This window comes from Pseudomonas syringae (genome assembly GCF_021605415.1).
GTDB classification, from domain to species: Bacteria; Pseudomonadota; Gammaproteobacteria; order Pseudomonadales; family Pseudomonadaceae; genus Aquipseudomonas; species Aquipseudomonas syringae_S.
The window spans coordinates 16,566-41,163 of the sequence record NZ_WKEQ01000022.1; the positions used below are offsets into that span (position 1 = coordinate 16,566).

Below are 24,598 nucleotides of genomic sequence, written 5' to 3' on the forward strand. Positions count from 1 at the left end.
ACATCCGGGCAGAGAAAATCATGACTAGCGCCGACGGTAGCCGACACTGAATTGCCTGTAGCTTAGCCTTTTGCCAGCAGCCGGCGAAAGCTTTCCCAGCCCTGTGGCACAAGTTCGCAACAAATGTTGTGCAGAGTGCGTCGACAACGAAATTGCCGGCCTGTTGGCACCTCATTTCAGGTAGAATGCGCGCCCGGTTTTTGGAGAAGCTCATGACCCTGCTCAAATTCAGCGATGTGTCCCTTGCATTCGGCGCGATGCCGTTGTTGGACAAGGTGTCCTGGCAGATCGCCCGTGGTGAGCGGGTGTGCATCATCGGCCGTAACGGCACTGGTAAATCCAGCATGATGAAACTGGTCAAGGGCGACCAGAAGCCCGATGACGGCTCGGTATGGCGTGCCCCCGGTCTGAAAATCGGCGAATTGCCGCAAGAATTGCCGGTGGCCGACGAGCGGACTGTTTTCGACGTGGTTGCCGAAGGCCTCGATGGCGTTGGCGCGCTGCTCGCCGAATACCATCACCTGAGCCAGAACATCGTCACCGACGCCGATCTGGACAAGCTGATGCACGTTCAGCACGATCTCGAAGCCCGTGATGGCTGGCGCCTGCAAACGCTGGTCGACAGCACCCTGAGCCGCCTGCAGCTGCCGGCCGACAAGACCCTCGCCGAATTGTCCGGCGGCTGGCGTCGTCGCGTGCTGCTGGCGCAGGCGCTGGTGTCCGAACCGGATCTGCTGCTGCTCGACGAACCGACCAACCACCTGGACATCGGTGCGATTGCCTGGCTCGAAGAAGCGCTGAAAGATTTCCAGGGCGCCGTGCTGTTCATCACGCACGACCGTTCTTTCCTGCAGAACCTCGCTACGCGCATCCTCGAACTGGATCGCGGCGGCCTGATCGACTGGAATGGCGATTACGCCAGTTTCCTGGTGCACAAGGAAGCCGAACTGGCGGCCGAAGCCACTGCCAACGCGCTGTTCGACAAGCGTCTGGCCCAGGAAGAGGTGTGGATCCGTCAGGGCATCAAGGCGCGTCGTACCCGCAACGAAGGCCGAGTGCGTGCATTGAAAGCCTTGCGTGTTGAGCGCAGTGAGCGTCGCGAGCGCACCGGCAAGGCCAACATTCAGCTGGAAACCGCCGACAAGTCCGGCAAGCAGGTCATGGTGCTCGAAGACGTGAGCTTTGCTCACCCGGGCGGCCCGTTCCTGATCAAAGACTTCTCGATGGTGCTGCAGCGCGGCGACCGAATCGGTTTGCTGGGCGCCAACGGCACTGGCAAAACCACCCTGTTGAAACTGATGCTCAGCGGTCTGCAACCGACCAGTGGCAAGGTGGAAGAGGGCACCAGAATCGACGTGGCCTACTTCGACCAGTTGCGCCATCAACTGGATCTGGAAAAAACCGTGATCGACAACGTCGCTGAAGGTCGCGACTTCATCGATATCGACGGCCAGAGCCGCCACGTCCTGAGCTACCTCGGCGACTTCCTGTTCAGCCCGCAGCGTGCTCGCACGCCGGTGAAGGCGTTGTCCGGCGGTGAGCGTGCGCGTTTGCTGCTGGCCAAGCTGTTCAGCAAACCAGCGAACCTGCTGGTACTCGACGAACCGACCAACGATCTCGATGTGGAAACACTCGAACTGCTGGAAGAGGTCTTGCTGACCTTCAACGGTACCGTGCTGATGGTCAGCCACGACCGGGCATTCCTCGACAACGTAGTCACCAGCACCCTGGTCTTCGAAGGTGAAGGCAAGGTGCGCGAATACGTCGGTGGTTATCAGGACTGGCTGCGTCAGGGTGGCTCGCCGCGCCTGTTGGGCGTGACCGAGAGCAAGTCCGGCAAGGCTGACTTGAATTCGGCAGTGGTCAAGGCTGAGCCAGCGCCGGTTGCTGCGTCCGCTGCTGCGACACCGGCCAAGAAGAAGCTGAGCTACAAGTTGCAACGCGAGCTGGAAGCGCTACCGGGCGATATCGACGCCAAAGAGAAGCAAATCGCTGCCGTAGAAGCGGAAATGGCTGACGCCGGTTTCTATCAGCGTCCTGCGGCCGAGACGGCCAAGGTGATTGCTTCGCTTGAAACGTTGCAAGCCGAACTGGACGTCCTGGTGGAACGCTGGGCCGAGTTGGATGCCTGACAGATCCTGCAATAAAAAAGCCCGGCACTCAGTGATGAGCGCCGGGCTTTTTGTAGGCGCTGCCGCAGACGCGGGCAACACCTGCGCAGGTCAGCGTTTGACCAGGTGCACGGCGAGCACGTCGCACGGTGCGCCGTGCAGCACGTCATTGGCGGTGGAGCCGAGCAGTAGCGCCAGACCATGTCGACCATGGCTGCCGACGACGATCAGGTCGCAGCCCTGTTCCTTGGAAAAGTGGTGGATTTCCTGGCGTGGCTGGCCATAGGTCAGATGGCAGTTGGCACCTTCAAGCTCGGTGTACTTGAGTTTCAATCGCTCGAGACGTTCCTTGGCCTGGTCAAACTGCTGTTGTTGCAGTTGTGACAGATCCATCGGCACGTCACCACCGAAGGCCATGGCCATAGGTTCGACGATATGCACCAGCGACAGCTTGGCGCCATTGCTCACCGAAAGCTCGCGTGCGCGGTGGATCACAGGGTCGCACTCTTCGGTCAGATCCACGGCGACCAGGATATGGTGGTAGGGCATGAGGTGCTCCTCGTGAGGTTTCAATATTGGTAAGTATGGCTGGTTTCAAGCGCATTGGTTCCAAAGCGAAGCAATGAGCTCATTCAGATTCGGGAGTACAGATATGACGGTCTGGTTGGTGGTGTCAATCCTGCTGGTGGTTTTGAGTCCGTTGGCCTGGTTGCGCCCCTCGCGCGCGCAGAGTGGCCGGATCGCCCTGCGCATGGAGGCCCGCCGCATCGGCCTGGCTATGCAACTCGCGCCTCAGGAATGGCCGCACTGGATGGCGCAGGAGCCTCCGAGCCCGTGTGCGCAGTACCATCGGCCACGGCGCGGCAATCAACCGGCATGCTGGGCGTATTGGCAGAAATCCCCTGGATTGTGGGTCAATCAGTGGCAGGAAACCTGTGAAGATCCACTGTTGCTCAATCATTTCGAAAAATTGCCGGCCAACGTTTTCAAGGTCGAGGCCGACCAGCAGATGATCGCCCTGTATTGGGGTGAGAAGGGCGAAGCATCGGTTTTGTCGGACATCGACGCTACGCTGAAAGCGCTGGCATGACGCGACGACATTTCCCGCTGCAATGGCGGGATGTGTCTGGCAGACGCGCAATAAAAAGCCCGACATTATCGTCGGGCGGGTGTGGCCAGGCAGGCCGGTAACTTACTCTATCGTCTTAGCGCTCTCGCCAAGATGTTACGTTTCTCTTCGTCTTTGCCCAGCGTAGCCTGTTAACCAAGGTGTGTCGGTTATTAGGGCGAATTTTCTAATGATTGATCTTATGAATAGCGGTGCATGCAGGCGCGTGTTGCAGGTCTGCACGGGCCGGAAATGACCGTGAGGTCGCATTTCATCCCGTATTTCGGGCGATTGACAATTGTCGGAATTTCCGTGAAGGTGATGCACCCGAATCAAACGGGCGTATGAATTGAGCGTTTGTATTTCAGACCGCTCCTACAGAATCCCGACTATCGCGTTGGCGGGTGTGCCGGGTGGATTGGTGTCAGCATCGACGATTAAGCGTCTTGCCAAGCCATTCGCCTGCGTCCGACGTGTACTGTTCAGCTTCCATATCGTGGAGATCAGTTGATGATTTACGAAGGTAAAGCCATCACGGTTAACGCTCTTGAAAGTGGCATCGTCGAATTGAAATTCGACCTCAAGGGTGAGTCCGTCAACAAGTTCAACCGTCTAACCCTGAACGAACTGCGTCAGGCTGTTGACACCATCAAGGCAGATGCTTCGATCAAGGGTGTGATCGTCAGCAGTGGCAAGGACGTCTTTATCGTCGGCGCCGACATCACCGAATTCGTCGACAACTTCAAGCTGCCGGATGCCGAGCTGGTTGCTGGCAATCTCGAAGCCAACAAGATCTTCAGCGATTTTGAAGACCTCAACGTTCCAACTGTTGCCGCGATCAACGGCATCGCCCTTGGTGGCGGTCTGGAAATGTGCCTGGCTGCGGACTATCGCGTCATGTCCACCAAAGCCAAAATCGGTCTGCCGGAAGTCAAGCTGGGCATCTACCCGGGCTTCGGCGGCACCGTGCGTCTGCCGCGCCTGATCGGTGCCGACAACGCCATCGAGTGGATTGCAGCCGGCAAGGAAAACCGCCCTGAAGACGCCCTGAAAGTAGGTGCTGTCGACGCCGTGGTTGCTCCTGAAAAGCTGCAGGAAGCTGCCCTTGAGATGATCAAGCGCGCCATCTCCGGCGAGTTCGACTACAAGGCCAAGCGCCAGCCAAAGCTTGAAAAGCTCAAGCTGAACGCAATCGAACAGATGATGGCTTTCGAAACGGCCAAAGGTTTCGTGGCTGGCCAGGCTGGCCCGAACTATCCGGCCCCGGTCGAAGCGATCAAGACCATCCAGAAAGCCGCGAACTTCGGTCGTGACAAGGCACTGGAAGTTGAAGCCACCGGTTTCGTCAAGCTGGCGAAAACTTCGGCTGCACAGAGCCTGATCGGCCTGTTCCTGAACGATCAGGAACTGAAGAAAAAAGCCAAGGCCTACGACGAGATCGCCAAAGACGTGAAGCAGGCTGCTGTATTGGGCGCCGGCATCATGGGTGGCGGTATCGCTTATCAGTCGGCCTCCAAAGGCACGCCTATCCTGATGAAAGACATCAACGAGCACGGTATCGAGCAGGGTCTGGCCGAAGCCGCCAAACTGCTGGTCGGTCGCGTTGATAAAGGTCGCATGACCGCCGCGAAAATGGCCGAAGTGCTCAACGGCATTCGTCCTACGCTGTCCTACGGCGATTTCGGTCACGTCGACCTGGTGGTCGAAGCCGTTGTCGAAAACCCGAAGGTCAAGCAAGCCGTACTGGCCGAAGTCGAAGACAAGGTCAAAGAGGACACCATCCTCGCGTCTAATACCTCGACCATTTCCATCAGCCTGCTGGCGAAAGCCCTCAAGCGTCCGGAAAATTTCGTCGGCATGCACTTCTTCAACCCGGTGCACATGATGCCGCTGGTAGAAGTCATTCGTGGTGAGAAGTCCAGCGAGTTGGCGGTTGCCACCACCGTTGCCTACGCAAAAAAAATGGGCAAGAACCCGATCGTCGTTAACGACTGCCCGGGCTTCCTGGTCAACCGTGTGCTGTTCCCGTACTTCGGCGGTTTCGCCAAACTGGTCAGCGCTGGTGTGGACTTCGTCCGTATCGACAAGGTCATGGAAAAATTTGGTTGGCCAATGGGCCCGGCATACCTGATGGACGTGGTCGGCATCGACACCGGTCACCACGGTCGTGACGTGATGGCTGAAGGTTTTCCGGATCGCATGAAAGATGACCGTCGCTCGGCCATCGACGTGCTTTACGAAGCCAAGCGTCTGGGTCAGAAAAACGGCAAGGGCTTCTACGCTTACGAGGCCGACAAGAAAGGCAAGCAGAAGAAAGTCGCCGATCCGTCGGTGCTGGAAGTGCTCAAGCCGATCGTCTACGAGCAGCGCGAAGTCACTGACGAAGACATCATCAATTGGATGATGATCCCGCTGTGCCTGGAAACCGTGCGTTGCCTGGAAGACGGCATCGTCGAAACCGCCGCCGAAGCCGACATGGGTCTGGTCTACGGTATCGGTTTCCCTCCATTCCGTGGTGGTGCGCTGCGCTACATCGACTCGATCGGTGTTGCCGAGTTCGTTGCCCTGGCTGACCAGTACGCTGATTTGGGCGCGCTGTACCACCCGACCGCGAAGCTGCGCGAGATGGCCAAAAACGGCCAACGCTTCTTCGGTTAAGCGCCCCCAACTAGAGTGAGAGTGAACGTATGAGCTTGAATCCTAGAGACGTCGTGATTGTCGACTTCGGTCGTACTCCGATGGGCCGCTCCAAGGGCGGCATGCACCGCAACACCCGCGCTGAAGATATGTCGGCGCATCTGATCAGCAAATTGCTGGAACGTAACGTCAAGGTCGACCCGAACGAAGTCGAAGACGTGATCTGGGGCTGTGTGAACCAGACCCTTGAGCAGGGCTGGAACATCGCGCGCATGGCCTCGCTGATGACGCAGATCCCGCACACGGCGGCCGGTCAGACCGTCAGCCGTCTGTGTGGCTCGTCGATGAGCGCTCTGCACACCGCTGCGCAAGCGATCATGACCGGTAACGGTGACGTATTCGTGGTGGGCGGCGTCGAGCATATGGGCCATGTGAGCATGATGCACGGTGTCGATCCGAACCCGCACATGTCGCTGTACGCGGCGAAAGCCTCGGGCATGATGGGCCTGACCGCTGAAATGCTGGGCAAAATGCATGGCATCACTCGCGAGCAACAGGACGCTTTCGGCGTGCGTTCCCATCAGTTGGCCCACAAGGCAACGGTGGAAGGCAAGTTCAAAGACGAAATCATCCCGATGCAGGGTTATGACGAGAATGGTTTCCTGAAACTGTTCGACTACGATGAGACCATTCGTCCGGAAACCACCCTGGAAAGCCTGGCGGCGTTGAAGCCGGCATTCAATCCAAAGGGCGGCACCGTGACAGCGGGTACTTCGTCGCAGATTACCGATGGTGCTTCGTGCATGATCGTGATGTCGGCGCAGCGTGCTCAGGATCTCGGTATCCAGCCTCTGGCGGTGATTCGTTCGATGGCGGTGGCGGGTGTGGATCCTGCAATCATGGGCTATGGCCCGGTTCCAGCCACGCAAAAGGCACTGAAGCGTGCGGGTCTGGGCATCAACGATATCGACTTCTTCGAGCTCAACGAAGCTTTCGCTGCACAGGCGCTGCCAGTGCTGAAAGATTTGAAAGTGCTCGACAAGATGAACGAGAAGGTTAACCTGCACGGCGGCGCGATCGCCCTGGGTCACCCGTTCGGTTGTTCCGGCGCACGGATTTCCGGCACTTTGCTGAACGTGATGAAGCAGAATGGCGGCACCTTCGGGGTGGCAACGATGTGCATTGGCCTCGGCCAGGGCATCTCCACCGTCTTCGAACGCGTTTAAGCGTCTCGTCGATGGAAGCCGGGGCCAAGTGCCCCGGTTTTTTGTTTTTGTGGCTTTATATTATTTTTATTTTGAAAAAATTTGAGAGAGGGCCGAAGCATGCCGATACAACCTGGGCTCTATCAGCATTACAAAGGTCCGCAGTACCGTGTCTTCAGTGTCGCAAGGCATTCCGAGACCGAAGAAGAAGTGGTCTTCTACCAAGCCCTGTATGGGGAATATGGCTATTGGGTACGCCCGTTGAGCATGTTTCTGGAGTCGGTCGAGGTTGACGGCGAACAGGTACCACGCTTTGCTTTGGTGCAGGCTGAAAAGAGCATTTTTCCCGAGGCATAAGCTGAGTGCGCGCAGAACCCTGCGCTTGACCTCACCTTGTAGCCACTATATATAGCGGTGCCGCGTCAGGCGCCAACCGCCTTTCACTTCTAGAATTCAGGAATTTTCTGATCCATGGGCAAATCGCTGGTCATTGTGGAATCCCCGGCTAAGGCCAAGACCATCAACAAGTATCTGGGCAACCAATACGTGGTGAAGTCGAGTATCGGCCATATCCGAGACCTGCCCACCAGCGGTTCGGCTAGCGCCAGCAAAGAGCCAGCCGCCAAGCGCGGCAAGGCTGCCGCGGGCGAAGGTCCGGTGCTCACGCCGAAAGAGAAAGCGCGCAAGCAGCTTGTCTCGCGTATGGGCGTCGATCCCGAGCATGGCTGGAAAGCCAAATACGAGATCCTCCCGGGTAAAGAGAAGGTCATTGAAGAGCTGCGCAGGCTCGCCAAAGATGCCGATACCATCTATCTCGCAACGGACTTGGATCGCGAGGGGGAAGCCATTGCCTGGCACCTGCGCGAAGCCATCGGTGGTGACGACAGCCGCTACAAGCGTGTGGTCTTCAACGAAATTACCAAGAAGGCGATTCAGGAAGCCTTCTCACAGCCAGGCGAGCTGGACATTGATCGCGTCAACGCGCAGCAGGCGCGCCGTTTTCTTGATCGCGTCGTCGGTTACATGGTTTCGCCACTGCTGTGGGCGAAGATTGCCCGTGGCCTGTCCGCTGGCCGTGTGCAGTCGGTCGCCGTGAAGCTGGTGGTTGATCGTGAGCGTGAAATTCGCGCGTTTATTCCGGAAGAATATTGGGAAATTCACGCCGATCTCGGCACTGCAAAAGGCTCGACCGTTCGCTTCGAAGTTGCCCGAGAAAAAGGCGAGGCCTTCAAACCGCTGAACGAAGCCCAGGCCAGCGCCGCGCTGGAGAAGCTCAAATCTTCCAGCTACAGCATCGTCAAGCGCGAAGACAAGCCGACCAGCAGCAAGCCTTCGGCGCCATTCATCACGTCCACCCTGCAACAGGCCGCGAGCAATCGCCTGGGCTTTGGCGTGAAGAAAACCATGATGATGGCCCAGCGTCTGTATGAAGCCGGCTACATCACTTACATGCGTACCGATTCGACCAACCTCTCGGCCGATGCCGTTGAGATGGCGCGTTCTTACATCGAAACCGAGTTCGGCAAGAAATATCTGCCGGAAAAGCCGAACGTCTACAGCAGCAAAGAAGGCGCGCAGGAGGCTCACGAAGCGATTCGTCCTTCCGATGCCAACACCACGCCGAGCAAGCTGTCGGGTATGGAGCGCGATGCCGAGCGTCTGTATGAGCTGATCTGGCGCCAGTTCCTCGCTTGCCAGATGCTTCCGGCCCAATACCTGTCGACGACCGTCAGCGTTGGCGCAGGAGACTTCGAGCTGCGCGCCAAGGGCCGCGTCCTGAAGTTTGACGGTTACACCCGTGTCATGCCGCAAATCGCCAAACCGGGCGATGACGACATTCTGCCGGACATGGCCCAGGGCGACGTGATGAAGCTGGTCAAGCTCGATCCGTCGCAGCACTTCACCAAACCGCCGGCGCGTTACTCGGAAGCTAGCCTGGTAAAGGAAATGGAGAAACGCGGTATCGGTCGTCCATCGACTTACGCCGCGATCATTTCGACCATTCAGGATCGAGGTTACGTCACGCTGCACAACCGTCGTTTCTATTCGGAAAAGATGGGCGACATCGTCACCGAGCGTCTGTCGGAGAGCTTCTCCAATCTCATGGACTACGGCTTCACAGCCGGCATGGAAGAGAACCTCGATGACGTGGCCCAGGGCGAGCGCGACTGGAAGAGCGTATTGGACGAGTTCTACGGCGATTTCAAGAAGAAGCTTGAAGTAGCCGAGAGCCCGGAAGACGGTATGCGTGCCAACCAGCCGGTCATGACCGATATCCCTTGCACCACTTGCGGCCGTCCGATGCAGATTCGTACTGCGTCGACCGGTGTGTTTCTCGGCTGCTCGGGCTACAGCCTGCCGCCGAAAGAGCGTTGCAAGGCCACCGTCAATCTGGTGCCGGGCGATGAAATTGCTGCGGACGACGAAGGTGAGTCGGAATCTTTGGTTCTGCGCGGCAAGCATCGCTGCCCGATCTGCAGCACCGCGATGGACGCCTACTTACTCGACGAGAAGCGCAAGTTGCACATCTGCGGTAACAACCCGGATTGCGCCGGCTACGAAATCGAAGAGGGCAGCTATCGCATCAAGGGCTACGAAGGCCCGAGCCTTGAATGTGACAAGTGCGGCAGCGAGATGCAGCTCAAGACCGGGCGTTTCGGCAAGTTCTTCGGTTGCACCAATCCTGAGTGCAAAAATACCCGCAAATTGCTGAAAAGCGGTGATGCGGCGCCACCGAAGATGGATCCGGTGAAAATGCCTGAGCTGAAATGCGAAAAGGTCAATGACACCTACATCCTGCGAGATGGTGCGTCAGGGTTGTTCCTGGCTGCCAGTCAGTTCCCGAAGAACCGCGAGACCCGTGCTCCACTGGTGCTCGAGATTCTGCCGCACAAGGACGAAATCGATCCGAAGTATCACTTCTTGTGCGATGCGCCGCAGAAGGATCCTGATGGTCTGCCGGCCGTGATCCGTTACAGCCGTAAGACCAAGGAGCAATACGTGCAAACCGAAGTGGACGGCAAGCCGACTGGCTGGAAAGCGTTTTACGACGGTGGCAAGTGGAAGGTTGAAGACAAACGCACGGCCGCCAAGCCCGCAAAGGCTTAATCAGCCGTTGTTCGACGCAAGCTGACCTCGGTCGGCCGCGGGAGTCAGGTCCCGCATAGCCAAAAGGCCGCATGACAACTTTCGGGTTTCATGTGGCCTTTTTGTTTTGTGCTTGCGGTCAGCTTCCCTGATCCACGACACTGTCCGACCTGTGTGAAGCAATTATTTCGTTGTGGAGGCTGCCGTCATGGCCCACGAACTCTATACCCGTACCAATCAGAAAATCTATTTCGCTGGTCTGTCGCTGGAAGCCTTGGCCAGAGCTGAAGAAGGGCGGGCGATGAATTCACTGGCGCTGATTCAGGCAGGGCGTGAATCGGCGCTGTTCCATCTCTACGGTGCGTTACTGGGGCTGTGCCACGAGATCGCCGGATTTTATCGTTTGCCTGAGGCCAGTTCGCCACGGGCAGAAGCGCTACTGACCCGGGAAGTGCTGGAATCGATCGCGATTCCCGAACTGGCGGAGATGATCGAGTTGGCCGGTAATCCGGAAACCTGGCTGGCAAAATTGCTGGCAGCACATTCGGCGCTGTTCCAGCCACCTCGAGTTCCGCACAAGCCGAAGGGTGATGTTACTCAGCCGTTGATTCTGGCCGTCAATCTGGACGAGGAGGAGCCCTCGCAAGAGTTGAGTCGCGAAGAGCTCGAAAGCTGGCGGCAGAATCTGAAAAATCTTGCGCTGCGCTTTCGTGAAGGCTTGAACGAATGCTGATCAGTGTTGATCGGCGGCAGGGTGCAATATGCAGTTGGTCAACATCCCGAGCGAAGCCTTGCTGATCTCTATATAATCCCCGCCTTTCGTGGAGAACAGACTTACATGCCAACGTCCTTTCTAGAAATTGTCGAGTTACCAGACGGCCGAATCGAACTGCGCAGGGCTGAGGACGAAGGTTCTCTGGTGACGCTGGATTTCTCCGAGGACGCTAAAGCGTTCCTGCAAGGTCAGCATGTTGAAATCGCCAAGGCGATGTTGAGCGTCGGCGTGCAGATGGCAGGCCGCTTGGTTGAAGGCGAGTTTGATAAAGATGAAGGGACGCGGGTTCTTCACTGATACCGCCCGTCGGCGTTTTACCGACATCTCTGCTGACATCGGCTTCTCTATCCTTGGAGAAGCCCCGCGCTCTTCAAGCAGCGCATCAAAAACGGATCAACCCAGTCGAATGTTCAGGCTTTGAGCGTCTCCGGTACGGGCGGCGCTGATCAGTTGTTGCCGAGCGTTTGCATTTATCGGGTTCAGCCAAGTGACAACAGTATGGCTGCGGCCAAGGCGCAGCGCCTCGCAAGCGAGTTGCTGAGCGCTCTGAGTACCGCGCGGTTGCAGCAGCAGAATGCGCTCACGGTTGAGGCCTGCATCCCGAAGCCAGGTTTGGGTCAGGCTGGCGGGCGGGGCGATTAATGTCAGCCATCGCGCATCCTGATCATCGCTGAGTTCGCGAAGAATCGGAGCCAGCAGGTTAAGACAGTTCCCGGCTGCACCGCGCAGTGACAGTTCACTGAACACTTCGGGCTCGGTATTCCAGGGCCGCTCGACCACTTCGCTCAAAGTCGGTGTCAGCGGTTGCGCCATAAACGCTTCGAACAACGGCAGTTGTGTTTGCTGAGGTGTGTGTGGGAACTGCATTAAGCCTCCTTTAGCGGCGAATTACGCCGACACTCAAGCCTTCGATGACCAGTTCCTGATCTTTCAGGTCGACTTCGATGGGAGCGAACTCAGGGTTTTCGGCAATGAGAAAGACTTTGCTGCCGTCGCGCTTGAAGCGTTTCACGGTCACTTCATCGCCGATTCGGGCTACGACGATCTGACCGTTGCGCGCCTCACGGGTGGTATGAACCGCCAGTAAATCACCATCGAAAATACCGATGTCCTTCATGCTCATGCCGTGCACTCGCAACAAGTAGTCGGCGCGAGGATGGAAGAAGGCGGGATTGATATTGCAGGATTCTTCGATGTGCTGCTGGGCAAGTATCGGTGCACCGGCTGCAACGCGACCAATGATTGGCAGGGTGGACTCATCGGCCTTGGCTTCGAAACCGGGTATGCGAATGCCACGGGAAGCGCCCGGGGTCATCTCGATCGCACCTTTGCGAGCCAGTGCCTTGAGATGTTCTTCCGCCGCGTTGGGCGATTTGAACCCCAGCTCTTGGGCAATTTCCGCGCGGGTCGGCGGGTAACCGTTGTCTTCGAGGCAACGTTTGATAAAGGCAAGAATCTCGGCTTGGCGTGGCGTCAGTTTTAACATTGTGATCGCTCTGTCTTTTTATACAGTGACTGGGATTATATACAGTGAATCGGTCTTGGCAATGCTCGTTTTTTCCTGCGCCGCCGGACGGTCGCAAGAGCGCCGATTGAACCTGCGTCCTTATATGGTTAAATAGCTGACCGACCATTCCCGAAACGAACCGCCAGGCTTGACAAGGGACAGGCTGAAACGTATGTTTCAAACAAGTGTTTGTCAGGCGGAGTAGCCATGGCCCAGTCGGAAACCGTTGAACGCATTCTTGATGCTGCCGAGATGTTGTTCGCGGAAAAAGGTTTCGCTGAAACCTCGTTGCGTTTGATCACTAGCAAAGCCGGGGTCAATCTGGCAGCGGTGAACTATCACTTCGGCTCTAAGAAGGCCTTGATTCAGGCAGTTTTTTCGCGCTTTCTCGGGCCGTTCTGCATCAGTCTCGATAAAGAGCTGGAGCGCCGTCAGGCCAAGCCGGAAAACAGACCGACGCTGGAAGAGCTGCTGGAAATTCTTGTCGAGCAAGCGTTGGTCGTGCAGCCGCGCAGTGGCAACGATTTGTCGATCTTCATGCGCTTGCTTGGCTTGGCATTCAGCCAAAGCCAGGGCCACTTGCGACGTTATCTCGAAGACATGTACGGCAAGGTGTTCCGTCGGTACATGTTGTTGGTCAATGAAGCCGCCCCGCGCATTCCTCCTATCGAACTGTTCTGGCGTGTGCACTTCATGCTTGGCGCCGCAGCGTTCAGCATGTCCGGGATTAAGGCATTGCGCGCGATTGCGGAGACCGATTTCGGCGTTAATACCTCTATTGAGCAGGTGATGCGTTTGATGGTGCCGTTCCTCGCCGCCGGCATGCGCGCCGAAACCGGTGTAACCGATACCAACATGGCCTCAGCGCAGTTGCGTCCGCGCAATAAAACCGCGCCAGTCACCGCCAAGGTATAACCGCACACGGGTGGGCGCGGCAGCAGACATCCGCTAAGCTAGCCGCCCATGTCGACTCTCGTTCTGAACCCGCTCCGCAAACAGATCGCCACACCGGCAGGCATTGCCCTTGGTGGCGATCTCTTGCGGAGCGGGTTTTTAGTTATCAAGGAATTTTTATGACTGCTGGCCTGCAAGGCTCGTTGATGGTGGACATCGCCGGTACCTGGCTGACGGCTGAAGATCGCCAATTGTTGCGTCAGCCCGAAGTGGGCGGCCTGATCATTTTTGCCCGCAACATTGAGCATCCGCGTCAAGTGCGTGAGTTGAGCGCCGCGATCCGTGCCGTCCGCCCGGATCTGTTGCTGGCGGTGGATCAGGAGGGCGGTCGCGTGCAGCGTCTGCGGCAGGGCTTCGTGCGATTGCCCGCCATGCGCGCCATCGCCGATAACCCGAACGCCGAATACCTGGCCGAGCAGTGCGGCTGGATCATGGCGACCGAGGTATTGGCCGTGGGTCTCGACCTGAGCTTTGCTCCGGTGCTGGATCTGGATTACCAGCGCAGCGCCGTCGTCGGTACCCGCTCTTTCGAAGGAGATCCCGAGCGTGCTGCCTTGCTGGCGGGTGCTTTCATTCGCGGAATGAACAGCGCCGGCATGGCCGCTACAGGCAAGCATTTTCCCGGCCATGGCTGGGCAGAAGCCGACTCCCATGTGGCGATCCCGAACGACGAGCGCAGTCTCGACGAAATTCGCGCAAACGACCTGGTGCCGTTCGCCCGCCTAAGCCAGCAACTTGCCGCTGTCATGCCCGCGCATGTGATTTACCCGCAAGTCGACGCTAATCCGGCAGGGTTCTCCCGCCGCTGGTTGCAGGACATCTTGCGCGGGGAGTTGCAATTCGACGGTGTGATCTTCAGCGATGACCTGTCGATGGCTGGCGCCCATGTGGTCGGCGATGCGGCCAGCCGCATCGAGGCGGCCCTGAGCGCCGGTTGTGACATGGGCCTGGTCTGCAACGACCGCGCCGCCGCCGAACTGGCCCTGACTGCCGCCCAACGCCTGAAAGTGACGCCGTCCGCACGCATTGCGAGGATGCGCGGCCAGTCGTTCGCCAGTACCGATTATCGTCAGGATCCTCGCTGGCTCACTGCCATCGGCGCGCTCAAAGACGCCCAACTGATTGATTAAGGATTTTTCGAAATGACGGTTTACGCGATTATCGGTGGTACCGGCCTGACCCAACTCGAAGGCTTGAACATTCGCCAGTCGCTGGCAGTGGACACACCCTATGGTGCGCCATCGGCCGAGGTGCTGGTTGGCGAGTACGCCGGCAACGAAGTGCTGTTCCTGGCCCGTCACGGCCATCCACACCGTTTTCCGCCCCACAAGGTCAACTATCGCGCCAACCTCTGGGCGCTGAAGCAGGCTGGCGCCGAGGCGATCATCGCGGTCAACGCCGTGGGCGGCATTCATCCGGCAATGGGCACTGGACATTTCTGCGTCCCGCACCAGATCGTCGATTACACCAGTGGTCGCGAACACACTTTTTTCGCTGATGATCTGGAGCATGTCACACACATCGACTTCAGCTTTCCCTACAGCGAACCATTGCGTCAGCAACTGATCGCCGCGCTGGCGGCGGAAGGTTGTGAATACAGCGATCAAGGCGTGTATGCCTGCACTCAGGGTCCGCGTCTGGAAACCGTGGCCGAGATCGTGCGCCTGGAGCGCGACGGTTGCGACATTGTCGGCATGACCGGCATGCCGGAAGCCGCGCTGGCCCGCGAGCTCGATCTGGACTATGCCTGCCTCTCGCTGGTGGTCAACCCTGCGGCGGGCAAGACCACGGCAGTCATCACCATGGCTGAAATCGAACAGGCCTTGCATGACGGAATGGGCAAGGTGAAGTCGACATTGACGCGGGTGTTGGCGAGCTGATTTCACGACGACGATAGCTGAAAAGCTTCGCAAGCTGCGCTGGGCCGAGGCATACCCCTACGAACAGCAGATCTAAATCCACGAGCACTCAAGCGGGTTTTGTGAGCTTCATTGCAGTTGGACTTGTCCCATGCAAGTTGACTGCAAGCACTGCGCCGCGCTCATTTTTCACCTGCTGGATGAGTCTGTTGATAGCCCAGCCAGCCTCAAGGTTCATCTGAATCGGGAGCTGGAACGCTGGCTCCATGACATCCCCGCAGCTGTTAAGCACACCGATGAACCGCAGCAGGCGATGCGCCTTGTTTATAGACGCAAGGACACTTCGACCGCTGGAAAATGGGCGTTGGAGATCTGCAAGGCGGGTCAGCTCAAGAGTGGCGAACTGCAAGACATCAACAGCCAAACGGGCGTGTCACTTGACGCTTGCCCCAGACATTCCGGCGCGTCAGGCGGCGCGTGCTGATTCCCGATGAAGCGCAGAACATCAAGAACCCGGCCAGCAAAGCCGCCCAGTCAGCCCGCGACCTGCAGGTGCGGCAGCGCTTGTGTCTGTCTGGCAGACCATTGGAAAACCACCTCGGCGAGCTGTGGTCGCAGTTTCATTTCCTGTTGCCAGAAAAGATCCAGGCGTTGCAGCAGGAAAAAGCCGTGCTGGCCGAAGCCGTGCTTGAGGGCGGAACGACCGGCGGATGGAAGTTGGGTGAAGGAGAAATCGCAGCCTTCGGCAGCGCCTACACCGGTGAATCTCAGCGCTTTTCGAGTTTGTCCGGCAACGGCGCGAACAACGCTTCAATATCATCACTCTGCAACTTCCAGTCCCCGGCCTTGCGCCCGTCCAGCACGCCCGCCGCCAGGTCGGACTTTTCCTTCTGCAGCAGCTGAATTTTCTCTTCTACCGTGCCGCGGGCAATCATTTTGTAGACGAACACCGGCTTCTCCTGGCCAATGCGGTAGGCGCGGTCGGTCGCCTGATTCTCGGTTGCCGGGTTCCACCACGGGTCGTAGTGAATCACCGTGTCCGCTTCTGTCAGGTTCAACCCGACGCCCCCAGCCTTCAGGCTGATGAGAAAAATCTGACGCTTGCCGCTCTGGAATTCCTTCACCGGTGCGCGACGATCACGGGTTTGTCCCGTCAGCAGGGCGTAGGCAATGTTGCGTTTTTTCAGCTCATCCTCAATCAGCGACAGCATCGAGGTGAACTGCGAAAACAGCAGAATCCGCCGACCTTCCTCGAACAGTTCTTCGAGCATTTCCATCAGGCTGTCGAGCTTGCCCGAGGTGCTGCCGCGAGCGGGCATGGTTGCGTCATTGACCAGGCGCAAATCGCAACAGACCTGGCGCAATTTGAGCAAGGCTTCAAGAATGATGATCTGGCTGCGCGCCACGCCTTTGCGGGTGATCTCGTCGCGAACCTTCTTGTCCATGGCCAGGCGCATCGTTTCGTACACATCGCGCTGGGCTTCGTTGAGATCGACCCAATGGATGATTTCAGTTTTCGGCGGCAGCTCAGTGGCCACCTGTTCCTTGGTGCGGCGTAGCAGAAACGGTTTGATCCGACCGTTGAGGTGCTGAAGTCTGACTTCGCTGCCGCGCTTTTCAATCGGCACCCGGTAATCGGCGTTGAAGCTTTTGACGTCTCCAAGCCAGCCGGGCAGCAGGAAATGAAACAGCGACCAGAGTTCGCCCAGATGGTTTTCCAGCGGCGTACCGCTCAGGCACAAACGTTGGCGGGCGTTCAGCTCGCGGGCAGCCTGGGCTGCCTTGCTGTTCGGATTCTTGATGTATTGCGCTTCGTCCAGCACGAGGATGTGCAGCGGCTGCTGCGCCAGTCGCTCGACATCTTTGGGCAGCAATGCGTAGGTGGTGAGAATCAGGTCATATTCGACCAGATGCTCGAAGTGCTTCTTGCGACTGGCGCCATACAACGCCACGACTTTCAGTTGCGGAGTGAAATGCGCTGCTTCGTCCAGCCAGTTCGGAATCAGGCTGGTGGGCATCACCACCATGGATGGCCGATTCAAGCGTCCGGCGATCTTCTCGCTGAGAATATGCGCCAGGGTTTGTAGGGTTTTGCCCAGGCCCATGTCGTCCGCAAGGATCCCGCCGACTTCAAGTTGTCGCAGCGATTGCATCCAGCTCAGACCTTCGAGCTGATAAGGGCGCAGCGTCGCGTTCAAGCCCTCCGGCGCTTGCGCGCTGTAATCGCGAATGTCCCGCAGGCGTTGGGCCAGGCTGCGCATCTGCTCGCCGCCCTCCCAGAGCAGTGGAATGCCCTCCAGCGGGTTGAGGCGGATCGCGTCAGCTTTGCTCAGGCGCAACACGGTTTCGCCCGGTGCCTGCATATAGAACTCGCCGAGTGTTGCCAGCACAGGTTTGAGTCGACCCAGCGGCAGCGCGACCTGCAAAGGCCCATGCTCAATGTTGCGTTGTGGCACGTTGACCAGAATCAGCTCGTCGTCACGACGTCGGGCCAGGCGTTCCGGGTTGAGGATCTCCGCATGGGAGCGCATCAGATTGAGCAAGATTGGCAGCAGGCTCAGGCGCTCGCCGTTGACGATGATCCCCAACTCCAGATCAAACCAGTCACGCTCCGGGGCCTGTTCGACCGTGGCGTACCAGTCATCGACGGCCGTCAGATCAAAACCGAACTCTTCATCGATCTGCAATTCCCAGCCTTGGGTGCGCAGCTTCGGCAGTTCGTTCAGGGTAAAGGTCAGCCAGGCGCTGTCATTGACCATCTCGTACAGTTCGCCTGCGCTTTCCGGCAGGGCTTTGCTTTGCCGGGTGGCGATGCGAAAACCGAGAATCCGCAGTTGCTCCCGGTAGGACTGTTCGATTTCCGGATGGCGTTTGACCCGCAGTGTCTGGGTTTCCTGGCGGATCAGAATGTCGCTGTTCTTCTGCCCGCTGACGTATTCGTCCAGATAACTGAACGACAGCGCCGCACGGTGCTGGATGTAGCGCTGCATCTTGCCGTTGCGCGGCTCGAAAGCGCTGAATTCGACACTCGCCAGCCATAGGCGCGGCAGAGGTTGCACGTTGTCGACCAAGACTTGTGGCGGTGCCTTCGGGCTGCGGTTTTCGAGCACGGCCTGGAGCTTTTCCAGTAGCTCGGCGTCCTTGGCAGCGGCGGGGTATTCGAGGGTTTCCTGCACTTGCAGCAATACTGCTGCGCAATGTTTACAGTTGCTGCGGATCGGGCAAGTGCAGGTGGCGTCGACCATCAGCAGCGTGCCTTTGGCTGACTCACGCAGGCGAATGGTCTGACGGTAGACGTTACCGCCAGAGCCTTCGCAACTGGCCGTAATCGTCGCATCGCCGACCTGGGCGATGCGCACGCGATTTTCCAGGGCGTAGCGGCGGCCACGCTCCAGGCTCTGTTCCTTGAACCGACTGACCCAGGAGGGTGCCAGCGGTTTGCTCATGGGCGTGGACATGGGACTTGATCAGTCCGGAATGGCTTCAGGGGCTTCTCGTGGGGCGGGTGCCGTCAGGGAAGTGATCTTGATCAGCAGAGCCAGATGGCCGTTATCCAGATAGTTGAGCTGACCGTTCTTGGTGTGGCTGTCTTGCTTCAGACGTTCGCTGGCGGTGACGAGGCCATTGGCGTCAATCTGGTTGACCCAGAAATCGGCGCTGACGTCCGTAAAGCGGCCTAGCTTCATTTCAAGCGTCCCCTCGATCGGGAACTGACCGAACTGTTCGGCGCCCTCGCTGACCGCCACTTTGGCGGGCGTGTCGCCCAAGGTCTGCTGCCAGGCCTTGTGCATCAACACGCTGTACTCACCGCTGGCGGTGAGCTTCTCAGCAACACCGCCCAGCGCCGGGCTGCGGTTGCTGTCATCGCTCAGGCGCTGGGCGCCAGCGGCCCAGTCTTCCGGTGCGGCGCGGCTGATAATCGCCGGTACGGCGTTTTGTCTGACCAGAATCATTTCGACTTGATACGTGTCATCGGCAAACGCCGTCGGTGCGACCAGGGTTAACAACAAGCTCAGCGAGCGAAACAGGCGCATGCGGCGTCCTTCAAGCAGTTTTCGGAATGAGGCGCTCAAATAGCGCCTCTACAGTATTAAAGCGCTCTTCCGCGCGCTCCATTGGCACCATGAACTTGAACATCGTGGCGCCTTCGAATTTGTAGCGTTTTGGCTGGCCCTGGATCAGTTTGATCAGCGTCAGTGGATCGACCGGCGTCTGCGCGGCGAACTCGATGCGCCCACCTTGCGGGCCACCATCGACTTTCTTGATGCCCAGCAGTTCAGCCTGCAACTTGAGCGCGGTGATGCGCATCAGGTTCTTGGTCGGTTCCGGCAGCAGGCCGAAACGGTCGATCATCTCCACTTGCAGATCTTTCAGGCCTTCTTCGTCGGCGGCCGACGCGATGCGCTTGTACAGAATCAGTCGGGCGTGAACGTCCGGCAAATAATCTTCCGGAATCAGCGCTGGCACCCGCAGGTTGACCTCCGGCCCACCGCCGAGCGGTTGATCGAGATTCGGTTGTTCGCCCTTGCGGATCGACTTCACCGCACGCTCAAGCATTTCCATATACAGCGTGAAGCCCACCGCCTGGATCTGCCCGCTCTGGCCGTCGCCCAGGAGTTCGCCGGCGCCACGGATCTCCAGGTCATTGGTGGCGAGCACGAAGCCCGCGCCAAGATCCTGGGTGTTGGCAATCGCTTCCAGGCGCTTTTCTGCATCCGACGTGATTTGCTGGCGCGGCGGCGTCAGAAGATAAGCGTAAGCCTGGTGGTGACTGCGCCCCACACGGCCGCGCAACTGGTGCAGTTGCGCCAGGCCGAACTTGTCGGCGCGCTCGATGATGATCGTGTTGGCACTCGGCACGTCGATGCCGGTCTCGATGATGGTCGAGGCGATCAGCACGTTAAAGCGCTTGTGATAGAAGTCGCTCATCACTTGTTCGAGTTCACGCTCGCGCATTTGTCCGTGGCCAATGGCGATTCGTGCTTCCGGCACAAGTTCGGCGAGATCCGCTGCACATTTCTCGATGGTTTTTACATCGTTGTGCAAGTAGTAAACCTGGCCGCCACGCAGCAATTCACGCAGCAGGGCTTCCTTGACTGTGCTCTTGTTCTGCTCCATGACGAAGGTGCGCACTGACAGGCGACGCGCCGGTGGCGTGGCGATGATCGACAGGTCGCGCATGCCCGACACCGCCATGTTCAGCGTGCGCGGAATCGGCGTGGCGGTCAGCGTCAGAATGTCGACTTCGCTACGCAAAGCCTTGAGCTGTTCTTTCTGACGCACACCAAAACGGTGTTCTTCGTCAATGATCACCAGCCCGAGGTTTTTGATCTTCACGTCGTCGGACAGCAGCTTGTGCGTGCCGATGACGATGTCGATTTTGCCCTCCGCCAGATCCGCAATGGCCGCGTTCACTTCCTTGGCCGACTTGAAGCGACTCATCACTTCCACGCTCACCGGCCAGTCGGCAAAGCGGTCGCGGAAACTGTTGTAGTGCTGCTGGGCGAGGAGGGTGGTCGGCACCAGAATGGCCACTTGCCGACCGCCGTGCACAGCGATAAACGCGGCGCGCATGGCCACTTCGGTCTTGCCGAACCCGACGTCGCCGCAGACCAGGCGATCCATCGGTTTCGGGGCGAGCATGTCTTCGCGCACGGCTTCGATGGTGGACTGCTGATCCGGGGTTTCCTCGAACGGGAAGCCTGCACTGAATGTCGCGTAGTCGGCTTTTGGGTCGGCGAACGCATAACCTTCGCGAGCGGCGCGGCGGGCGTAGATGTCGAGCAATTCGGCGGCGACATCGCGCACCTGTTCAGCGGCCTTGCGCTTGGCTTTTTGCCAGACTTCAGAACCCAAACGGTGCAGCGGCGCGAGGGCATCGTCGCTGCCGGTGTAACGAGCAATCAGGTGCAGGTTGGCCACCGGCACGTACAGCTTGGCGTTCTCGGCGTATTCGAGGGTCAGGAATTCGGCGGCCTGGTTGTCGATTTCCAGAATCGTCAGTCCCAGGTAGCGACCGACACCGTGATCGATGTGCACCACCGGCGCGCCTTCGCGCAGTTCGGTAAGGTTTTTGATGACGGCATCGTTGGCGACGTCGCTGCGTTTCTCGCGTCGTCGGCGCTGCATGACACGCTGGCCAAACAACGGGCTTTCCGCCACCAGCGCCAGCGCCGGATCGTCGAGTATCAAACCTTCATCGAGCGGCGCGATGGTGATCGCCAGGCGATCTTTACCAGTGACAAAGTCCGGCCAGCTGTCGACGGTTTTCGGCCGCAGCTTCAGGCGTTCGAGCAGATCCAGCAGCACTTCGCGACGGCCCGCGGATTCGGCGGTAAACAGCACGCGTCCGGGAAACTCATCAAGGAATGCCGCGAGTGCCGCTAAAGGTTGAGTCGCTTTGGCTTCAATCGCCAGATCAGGCAGAGTCCTGGCCGGGAATCGCTCGCGGCCGACGCCGCTCTCGACGTCTTGCTGGCTGGCGACCACGCGCGGCCAGCTCTTCAGGCGGGCGAAGCAATCTTCGACCGGCAGGAACAGTTCGTCGGGCGGCAATAGAGGGCGCGATGGATCGACGCGGCGCTCTTCGTAACGATTGCGCACGTCGTTCCAGAAGTTTTCCGCCGCCTGCTCGATGCCCGGCAGCGAGAACACTTGGGTGTCTTGCGGCAAGTAGTCAAACAGTGTGGAGGTTTCGTCGAAGAACAGCGGCAGGTAGTACTCGATACCGGCGGGTGTAATCCCGCTGCTCAGATCCTGAAAGATCGGGCAGCGGCGGAAGTCGACATCAAAACGTTCGCGAAAACGCGCCTTGAAGCGAGTGACCGCGTCTTTCTGCAGCGGGAATTCCCGGGCCGGTAGCAGCTTGACCGAATCGACCTTGTCGATGGAGCGCTGGTTTTCCGGGTCGAAGGTGCGCAGGGTTTCGATTTCGTCATCGAACAGGTCGATGCGATAGGGCAGTTTGCTGCCCATCGGGAACAGGTCGATCAGCGCACCGCGAACAGTGAATTCGCCGTGCTCATACACGGTGTCGACGTAGCGATAGCCGCTGGCTTCAAGGCGCGAGCGCATCAGTTCGACATCAAGCTTCTGGCCGACGTCCAGCACCAGGCTGCTGCCGAGCAGGAACTTGGTCGGTGCCAGGCGATGCAGGGCAGTGGTGATTGGCACCACCAGCACGCCGTGTTCCAGCTCCGGCAGTCTATAAAGGCTGGCGATGCGCTGGGAAATGATGTCTTGGTGCGGCGAGAAAAGATCGTAGGGCAGGGTTTCCCAGTCCGGGAAATGCAGAACCGGCAAATCCGGGGCGAAGAAACCCAGCTCCTGCTCCAGGCGCTCGGCACTTTGGCTGTCGGCGGTTAAAAGCAGGGTGAAGCGCTTGGCAGCGCTGGCAGCCTCGGCAATTACCAGGCTAAGGGCGGCACCGGGCAGATTGCCCCAATGCTGTTTACCTGCTGCGGCAGGGAGTTTTGGTAGACGCAGAACGGACACGGAAGGTTGAGCTCCAGCGTTGCGACAAAGTCGGTAATTGTAGCGGCGTCCGGTATCGGCTGTCAGTTGCAGACTGCGTCTATCTTCGTGGTTTTGGTGAAATGTAGTGGTAAAGACAAAATCAGGTTGTTTTTGAGCGGTTATGTAGTGCCGAAACGGGGTGCTGTTACGGAGGGTTACAGACATCGTCTAACAGTCGTCGGAAAATTGACTGCGCTGGAAGCCCCGGTTTTACTGGCCTGGAAAGCAGCGCAATTTTTTTGAATGCCAATTTGTTACCGATTGCGCGACAGGCGCGCATTGCTACAAGAGGTTCCGGGCGGCATAATGTAGCCCCTTTTTTCTGCCCCTACATGTGGAAGGTTACCGTGACTCAGAAGCCCGACCAGTGTCTTGGTGAATGGATCGACCGTGAAGCTCTCGCAGAAGCGATGATCCCTCTCATCGGTCAGCTCTACCGCAATAACAACGTGGTGAGCTCGATCTATGGCCGCAGTCTGATCAACCAGTCTGTCATCGCGATTCTCAAGGCTCACCGCTTTGCTCGCCACCGCTCCACCGACGACAGCGAACTCTCCGTCCACGAAACTTTCCCTCTTCTTAAAGCCATGAGCGAGCTCAAGCTCGGCGCGGCTTCGGTGGATCTGGGCAAGTTGGCGTTCAAATTCCGTAACGAAGCCAACGGCCGCACCGCCGAGCAGTTCGTGCGTGAAGAAATGGCCGAAGTGCTGGGTCAGCAAAACGCTTCCGCACGTAAAGGCACCGACGTCGTCCTGTATGGCTTCGGTCGCATCGGCCGCCTGCTGGCGCGCATCCTGATCGAAAAAACCGGTGGCGGCGATGGCTTGCGTCTGCGTGCCATCGTGGTCCGTAAAGGCGCCGAAAACGACCTGACCAAACGTGCCAGCCTGCTGCGTCGGGATTCGGTACACGGTTCGTTCAACGGCACCATCACCATCGACGAAGAAAACAACACGATCACTGCCAACGGCAATCTGATCCAGGTGATCTACGCGAAAAACCCGACCGAAGTCGACTACACCCAGTACGGCATCAAAGATGCGCTGCTGGTGGACAACACCGGTGTATGGCGTGACGCCGATGGCCTGGGTCAACACCTGGCATGCCCGGGTATCGATCGCGTCGTTCTGACCGCGCCTGGCAAGGGCAAGCTGAAGAACATCGTTCACGGCATCAACCACAGTGAAATCACCGCTGACGACAAGATCGTGTCCGCCGCTTCCTGCACCACCAACGCCATCGTGCCGGTGCTGAAAGCTGTGAATGACAAGTTCGGCATCATCAACGGTCACGTCGAAACCGTTCACTCGTACACCAACGACCAGAACCTGATCGATAACTTCCACAAGGGCGATCGCCGTGGCCGTAGCGCCGCGCTGAACATGGTGATCACCGAGACCGGTGCTGCCACCGCTGCTGCCAAGGCTCTGCCTGAACTGGCCGGCAAGCTGACCGGTAACGCGATCCGCGTTCCGACGCCGAACGTGTCGATGGCCATTCTCAACCTGAACCTTGAGAAGGCCGCGACCCGTGAAGAGATGAATGAGTACCTGCGCTATATGGCGCTGCACTCCGATCTGCACAAGCAAATCGACTTCGTCAATTCCCAGGAAGTGGTGTCCACCGACTTTGTTGGCTCGCGCCACGCCGGTGTTGTCGACGCTGAAGCGACCATCACCCAGGATAACCGCGTTGTGCTGTACGTCTGGTACGACAACGAGTTCGGTTACAGCTGCCAGGTGGTTCGCGTGATGGAAGACATGGCCGGTGTAAACCCGCCCGCATTCCCGCGCTAAGCCTTAGCTGCACATGAAAACGCCCCGACTTTGGTCGGGGCGTT

Annotated in this window: 19 protein-coding genes and 1 pseudogene; 14 read left to right on the forward strand and 6 right to left on the reverse strand. The window is 58.5% G+C overall.

Annotated features, from left to right (window positions below; genetic code table 11):
- Nucleotides 1–212: 212 nt before the first annotated feature.
- Nucleotides 213–2,132, forward strand: a complete 1,920-nt coding sequence (locus GIW69_RS16220) for an ATP-binding cassette domain-containing protein (protein ID WP_236483777.1) — start codon at nucleotides 213–215, stop codon at nucleotides 2,130–2,132.
- Between the two features lie 90 nt (nucleotides 2,133–2,222).
- On the opposite strand, the gene GIW69_RS16225 is transcribed toward GIW69_RS16220, so the two are convergent.
- Nucleotides 2,223–2,660: a universal stress protein gene (locus GIW69_RS16225; protein ID WP_236483779.1), complete on the reverse strand. Its 438-nt coding sequence runs from the start codon at nucleotides 2,658–2,660 to the stop codon at nucleotides 2,223–2,225.
- 103 nt (nucleotides 2,661–2,763) lie between these two features.
- On the opposite strand from GIW69_RS16225, the gene GIW69_RS16230 reads away from it, so the two are divergent.
- The 7 genes from GIW69_RS16230 to GIW69_RS16260 all read left to right on the forward strand — a co-directional run bounded on the left by GIW69_RS16230 (nucleotide 2,764) and on the right by GIW69_RS16260 (nucleotide 11,220).
- Nucleotides 2,764–3,201, forward strand: a complete 438-nt coding sequence (locus GIW69_RS16230) for a hypothetical protein (RefSeq protein ID WP_236483780.1) — start codon at nucleotides 2,764–2,766, stop codon at nucleotides 3,199–3,201.
- 528 nt (nucleotides 3,202–3,729) lie between these two features.
- Nucleotides 3,730–5,877 (forward strand): fatty acid oxidation complex subunit alpha FadB, encoded by a 2,148-nt coding sequence (gene fadB, locus GIW69_RS16235; RefSeq protein ID WP_236483783.1) that lies wholly within the window; start codon nucleotides 3,730–3,732, stop codon nucleotides 5,875–5,877.
- 29 nt (nucleotides 5,878–5,906) lie between these two features.
- Nucleotides 5,907–7,082, forward strand: coding sequence for an acetyl-CoA C-acyltransferase FadA (gene fadA, locus GIW69_RS16240; protein WP_008028488.1), 1,176 nt, complete (start codon nucleotides 5,907–5,909; stop codon nucleotides 7,080–7,082).
- Between the two features lie 99 nt (nucleotides 7,083–7,181).
- Complete coding sequence (locus GIW69_RS16245; RefSeq protein ID WP_236483785.1) at nucleotides 7,182–7,418, forward strand: DUF1653 domain-containing protein; 237 nt, start codon at nucleotides 7,182–7,184, stop codon at nucleotides 7,416–7,418.
- Between the two features lie 114 nt (nucleotides 7,419–7,532).
- Nucleotides 7,533–10,169, forward strand: coding sequence for a type I DNA topoisomerase (gene topA, locus GIW69_RS16250; RefSeq protein ID WP_236483787.1), 2,637 nt, complete (start codon nucleotides 7,533–7,535; stop codon nucleotides 10,167–10,169).
- 187 nt (nucleotides 10,170–10,356) lie between these two features.
- Nucleotides 10,357–10,881: a DUF6586 family protein gene (locus GIW69_RS16255; protein WP_236483789.1), complete on the forward strand. Its 525-nt coding sequence runs from the start codon at nucleotides 10,357–10,359 to the stop codon at nucleotides 10,879–10,881.
- Nucleotides 10,882–10,986: 105 nt separating this feature from the next.
- A complete protein-coding gene (locus GIW69_RS16260; RefSeq protein WP_236483791.1) occupies nucleotides 10,987–11,220 on the forward strand; it encodes a hypothetical protein in 234 nt (77 codons plus the stop codon).
- A 96-nt stretch (nucleotides 11,221–11,316) separates the two neighbouring features.
- Here GIW69_RS16260 and sulA read toward each other — a convergent pair whose 3' ends face one another.
- Entirely contained in the window at nucleotides 11,317–11,790 is a 474-nt protein-coding gene (gene sulA / locus GIW69_RS16265) for an SOS-induced cell division inhibitor SulA (RefSeq protein WP_236483793.1), read from the reverse strand.
- A gap of 10 nt (nucleotides 11,791–11,800) precedes the next feature.
- A complete protein-coding gene (gene lexA, locus GIW69_RS16270; protein ID WP_236483795.1) occupies nucleotides 11,801–12,409 on the reverse strand; it encodes a transcriptional repressor LexA in 609 nt (202 codons plus the stop codon).
- Between the two features lie 228 nt (nucleotides 12,410–12,637).
- Between lexA and GIW69_RS16275 the strand changes: the two genes are divergently transcribed.
- The 5 genes and pseudogenes from GIW69_RS16275 to GIW69_RS16295 form a co-directional block, all read left to right on the forward strand.
- Nucleotides 12,638–13,345 (forward strand): TetR/AcrR family transcriptional regulator, encoded by a 708-nt coding sequence (locus GIW69_RS16275; protein WP_236483798.1) that lies wholly within the window; start codon nucleotides 12,638–12,640, stop codon nucleotides 13,343–13,345.
- Between the two features lie 170 nt (nucleotides 13,346–13,515).
- A complete protein-coding gene (gene nagZ, locus GIW69_RS16280) occupies nucleotides 13,516–14,514 on the forward strand; it encodes a beta-N-acetylhexosaminidase (protein ID WP_236483880.1) in 999 nt (332 codons plus the stop codon).
- A gap of 12 nt (nucleotides 14,515–14,526) precedes the next feature.
- Complete coding sequence (locus GIW69_RS16285; RefSeq protein WP_236483800.1) at nucleotides 14,527–15,264, forward strand: S-methyl-5'-thioinosine phosphorylase; 738 nt, start codon at nucleotides 14,527–14,529, stop codon at nucleotides 15,262–15,264.
- A gap of 130 nt (nucleotides 15,265–15,394) precedes the next feature.
- Nucleotides 15,395–15,727: a hypothetical protein gene (locus GIW69_RS16290; RefSeq protein WP_236483802.1), complete on the forward strand. Its 333-nt coding sequence runs from the start codon at nucleotides 15,395–15,397 to the stop codon at nucleotides 15,725–15,727.
- Nucleotides 15,721–15,879: pseudogene (locus GIW69_RS16295) on the forward strand (SNF2-related protein); the annotation flags it as partial. The gene GIW69_RS16290 and the pseudogene GIW69_RS16295, both read left to right, overlap by 7 nt.
- Before the next feature lie 131 nt (nucleotides 15,880–16,010).
- Here GIW69_RS16295 and GIW69_RS16300 read toward each other — a convergent pair.
- Genes GIW69_RS16300 through mfd form a run of 3 tightly spaced genes read right to left on the reverse strand, consistent with a single transcriptional unit; the run spans nucleotide 16,011 to nucleotide 22,737 of the window.
- Nucleotides 16,011–18,701, reverse strand: coding sequence for a DEAD/DEAH box helicase (locus tag GIW69_RS16300; RefSeq protein ID WP_236483804.1), 2,691 nt, complete (start codon nucleotides 18,699–18,701; stop codon nucleotides 16,011–16,013).
- A gap of 9 nt (nucleotides 18,702–18,710) precedes the next feature.
- On the reverse strand, nucleotides 18,711–19,277 hold the full coding sequence (locus tag GIW69_RS16305) for a CsiV family protein (RefSeq protein WP_236483806.1): 567 nt from the start codon (nucleotides 19,275–19,277) through the stop codon (nucleotides 18,711–18,713).
- Between the two features lie 10 nt (nucleotides 19,278–19,287).
- The gene (gene mfd, locus GIW69_RS16310) at nucleotides 19,288–22,737 is read right to left on the reverse strand and encodes a transcription-repair coupling factor (protein WP_236483808.1); all 3,450 of its coding nucleotides are present in this window, start codon (nucleotides 22,735–22,737) and stop codon (nucleotides 19,288–19,290) included.
- Between the two features lie 353 nt (nucleotides 22,738–23,090).
- Between mfd and GIW69_RS16315 the strand changes: the two genes are divergently transcribed.
- The gene (locus GIW69_RS16315; protein WP_236483810.1) at nucleotides 23,091–24,554 is read left to right on the forward strand and encodes a glyceraldehyde-3-phosphate dehydrogenase; all 1,464 of its coding nucleotides are present in this window, start codon (nucleotides 23,091–23,093) and stop codon (nucleotides 24,552–24,554) included.
- Nucleotides 24,555–24,598 lie beyond the last annotated feature (44 nt).

Coding starts and splice junctions, on each gene's coding strand:
- GIW69_RS16220 (WP_236483777.1), top strand. CDS start 213: ATGACCCTGCTCAAATTCAGCGATGTGTCCCTTGCATTCGGCGCGATG.
- GIW69_RS16225 (WP_236483779.1), bottom strand. CDS start 2,660: ATGCCCTACCACCATATCCTGGTCGCCGTGGATCTGACCGAAGAGTGC.
- GIW69_RS16230 (WP_236483780.1), top strand. CDS start 2,764: ATGACGGTCTGGTTGGTGGTGTCAATCCTGCTGGTGGTTTTGAGTCCG.
- fadB (WP_236483783.1), top strand. CDS start 3,730: ATGATTTACGAAGGTAAAGCCATCACGGTTAACGCTCTTGAAAGTGGC.
- fadA (WP_008028488.1), top strand. CDS start 5,907: ATGAGCTTGAATCCTAGAGACGTCGTGATTGTCGACTTCGGTCGTACT.
- GIW69_RS16245 (WP_236483785.1), top strand. CDS start 7,182: ATGCCGATACAACCTGGGCTCTATCAGCATTACAAAGGTCCGCAGTAC.
- topA (WP_236483787.1), top strand. CDS start 7,533: ATGGGCAAATCGCTGGTCATTGTGGAATCCCCGGCTAAGGCCAAGACC.
- GIW69_RS16255 (WP_236483789.1), top strand. CDS start 10,357: ATGGCCCACGAACTCTATACCCGTACCAATCAGAAAATCTATTTCGCT.
- GIW69_RS16260 (WP_236483791.1), top strand. CDS start 10,987: ATGCCAACGTCCTTTCTAGAAATTGTCGAGTTACCAGACGGCCGAATC.
- sulA (WP_236483793.1), bottom strand. CDS start 11,790: ATGCAGTTCCCACACACACCTCAGCAAACACAACTGCCGTTGTTCGAA.
- lexA (WP_236483795.1), bottom strand. CDS start 12,409: ATGTTAAAACTGACGCCACGCCAAGCCGAGATTCTTGCCTTTATCAAA.
- GIW69_RS16275 (WP_236483798.1), top strand. CDS start 12,638: ATGGCCCAGTCGGAAACCGTTGAACGCATTCTTGATGCTGCCGAGATG.
- GIW69_RS16285 (WP_236483800.1), top strand. CDS start 14,527: ATGACGGTTTACGCGATTATCGGTGGTACCGGCCTGACCCAACTCGAA.
- GIW69_RS16290 (WP_236483802.1), top strand. CDS start 15,395: ATGCAAGTTGACTGCAAGCACTGCGCCGCGCTCATTTTTCACCTGCTG.
- GIW69_RS16300 (WP_236483804.1), bottom strand. CDS start 18,701: ATGTCCACGCCCATGAGCAAACCGCTGGCACCCTCCTGGGTCAGTCGG.
- GIW69_RS16305 (WP_236483806.1), bottom strand. CDS start 19,277: ATGCGCCTGTTTCGCTCGCTGAGCTTGTTGTTAACCCTGGTCGCACCG.
- GIW69_RS16315 (WP_236483810.1), top strand. CDS start 23,091: ATGTGGAAGGTTACCGTGACTCAGAAGCCCGACCAGTGTCTTGGTGAA.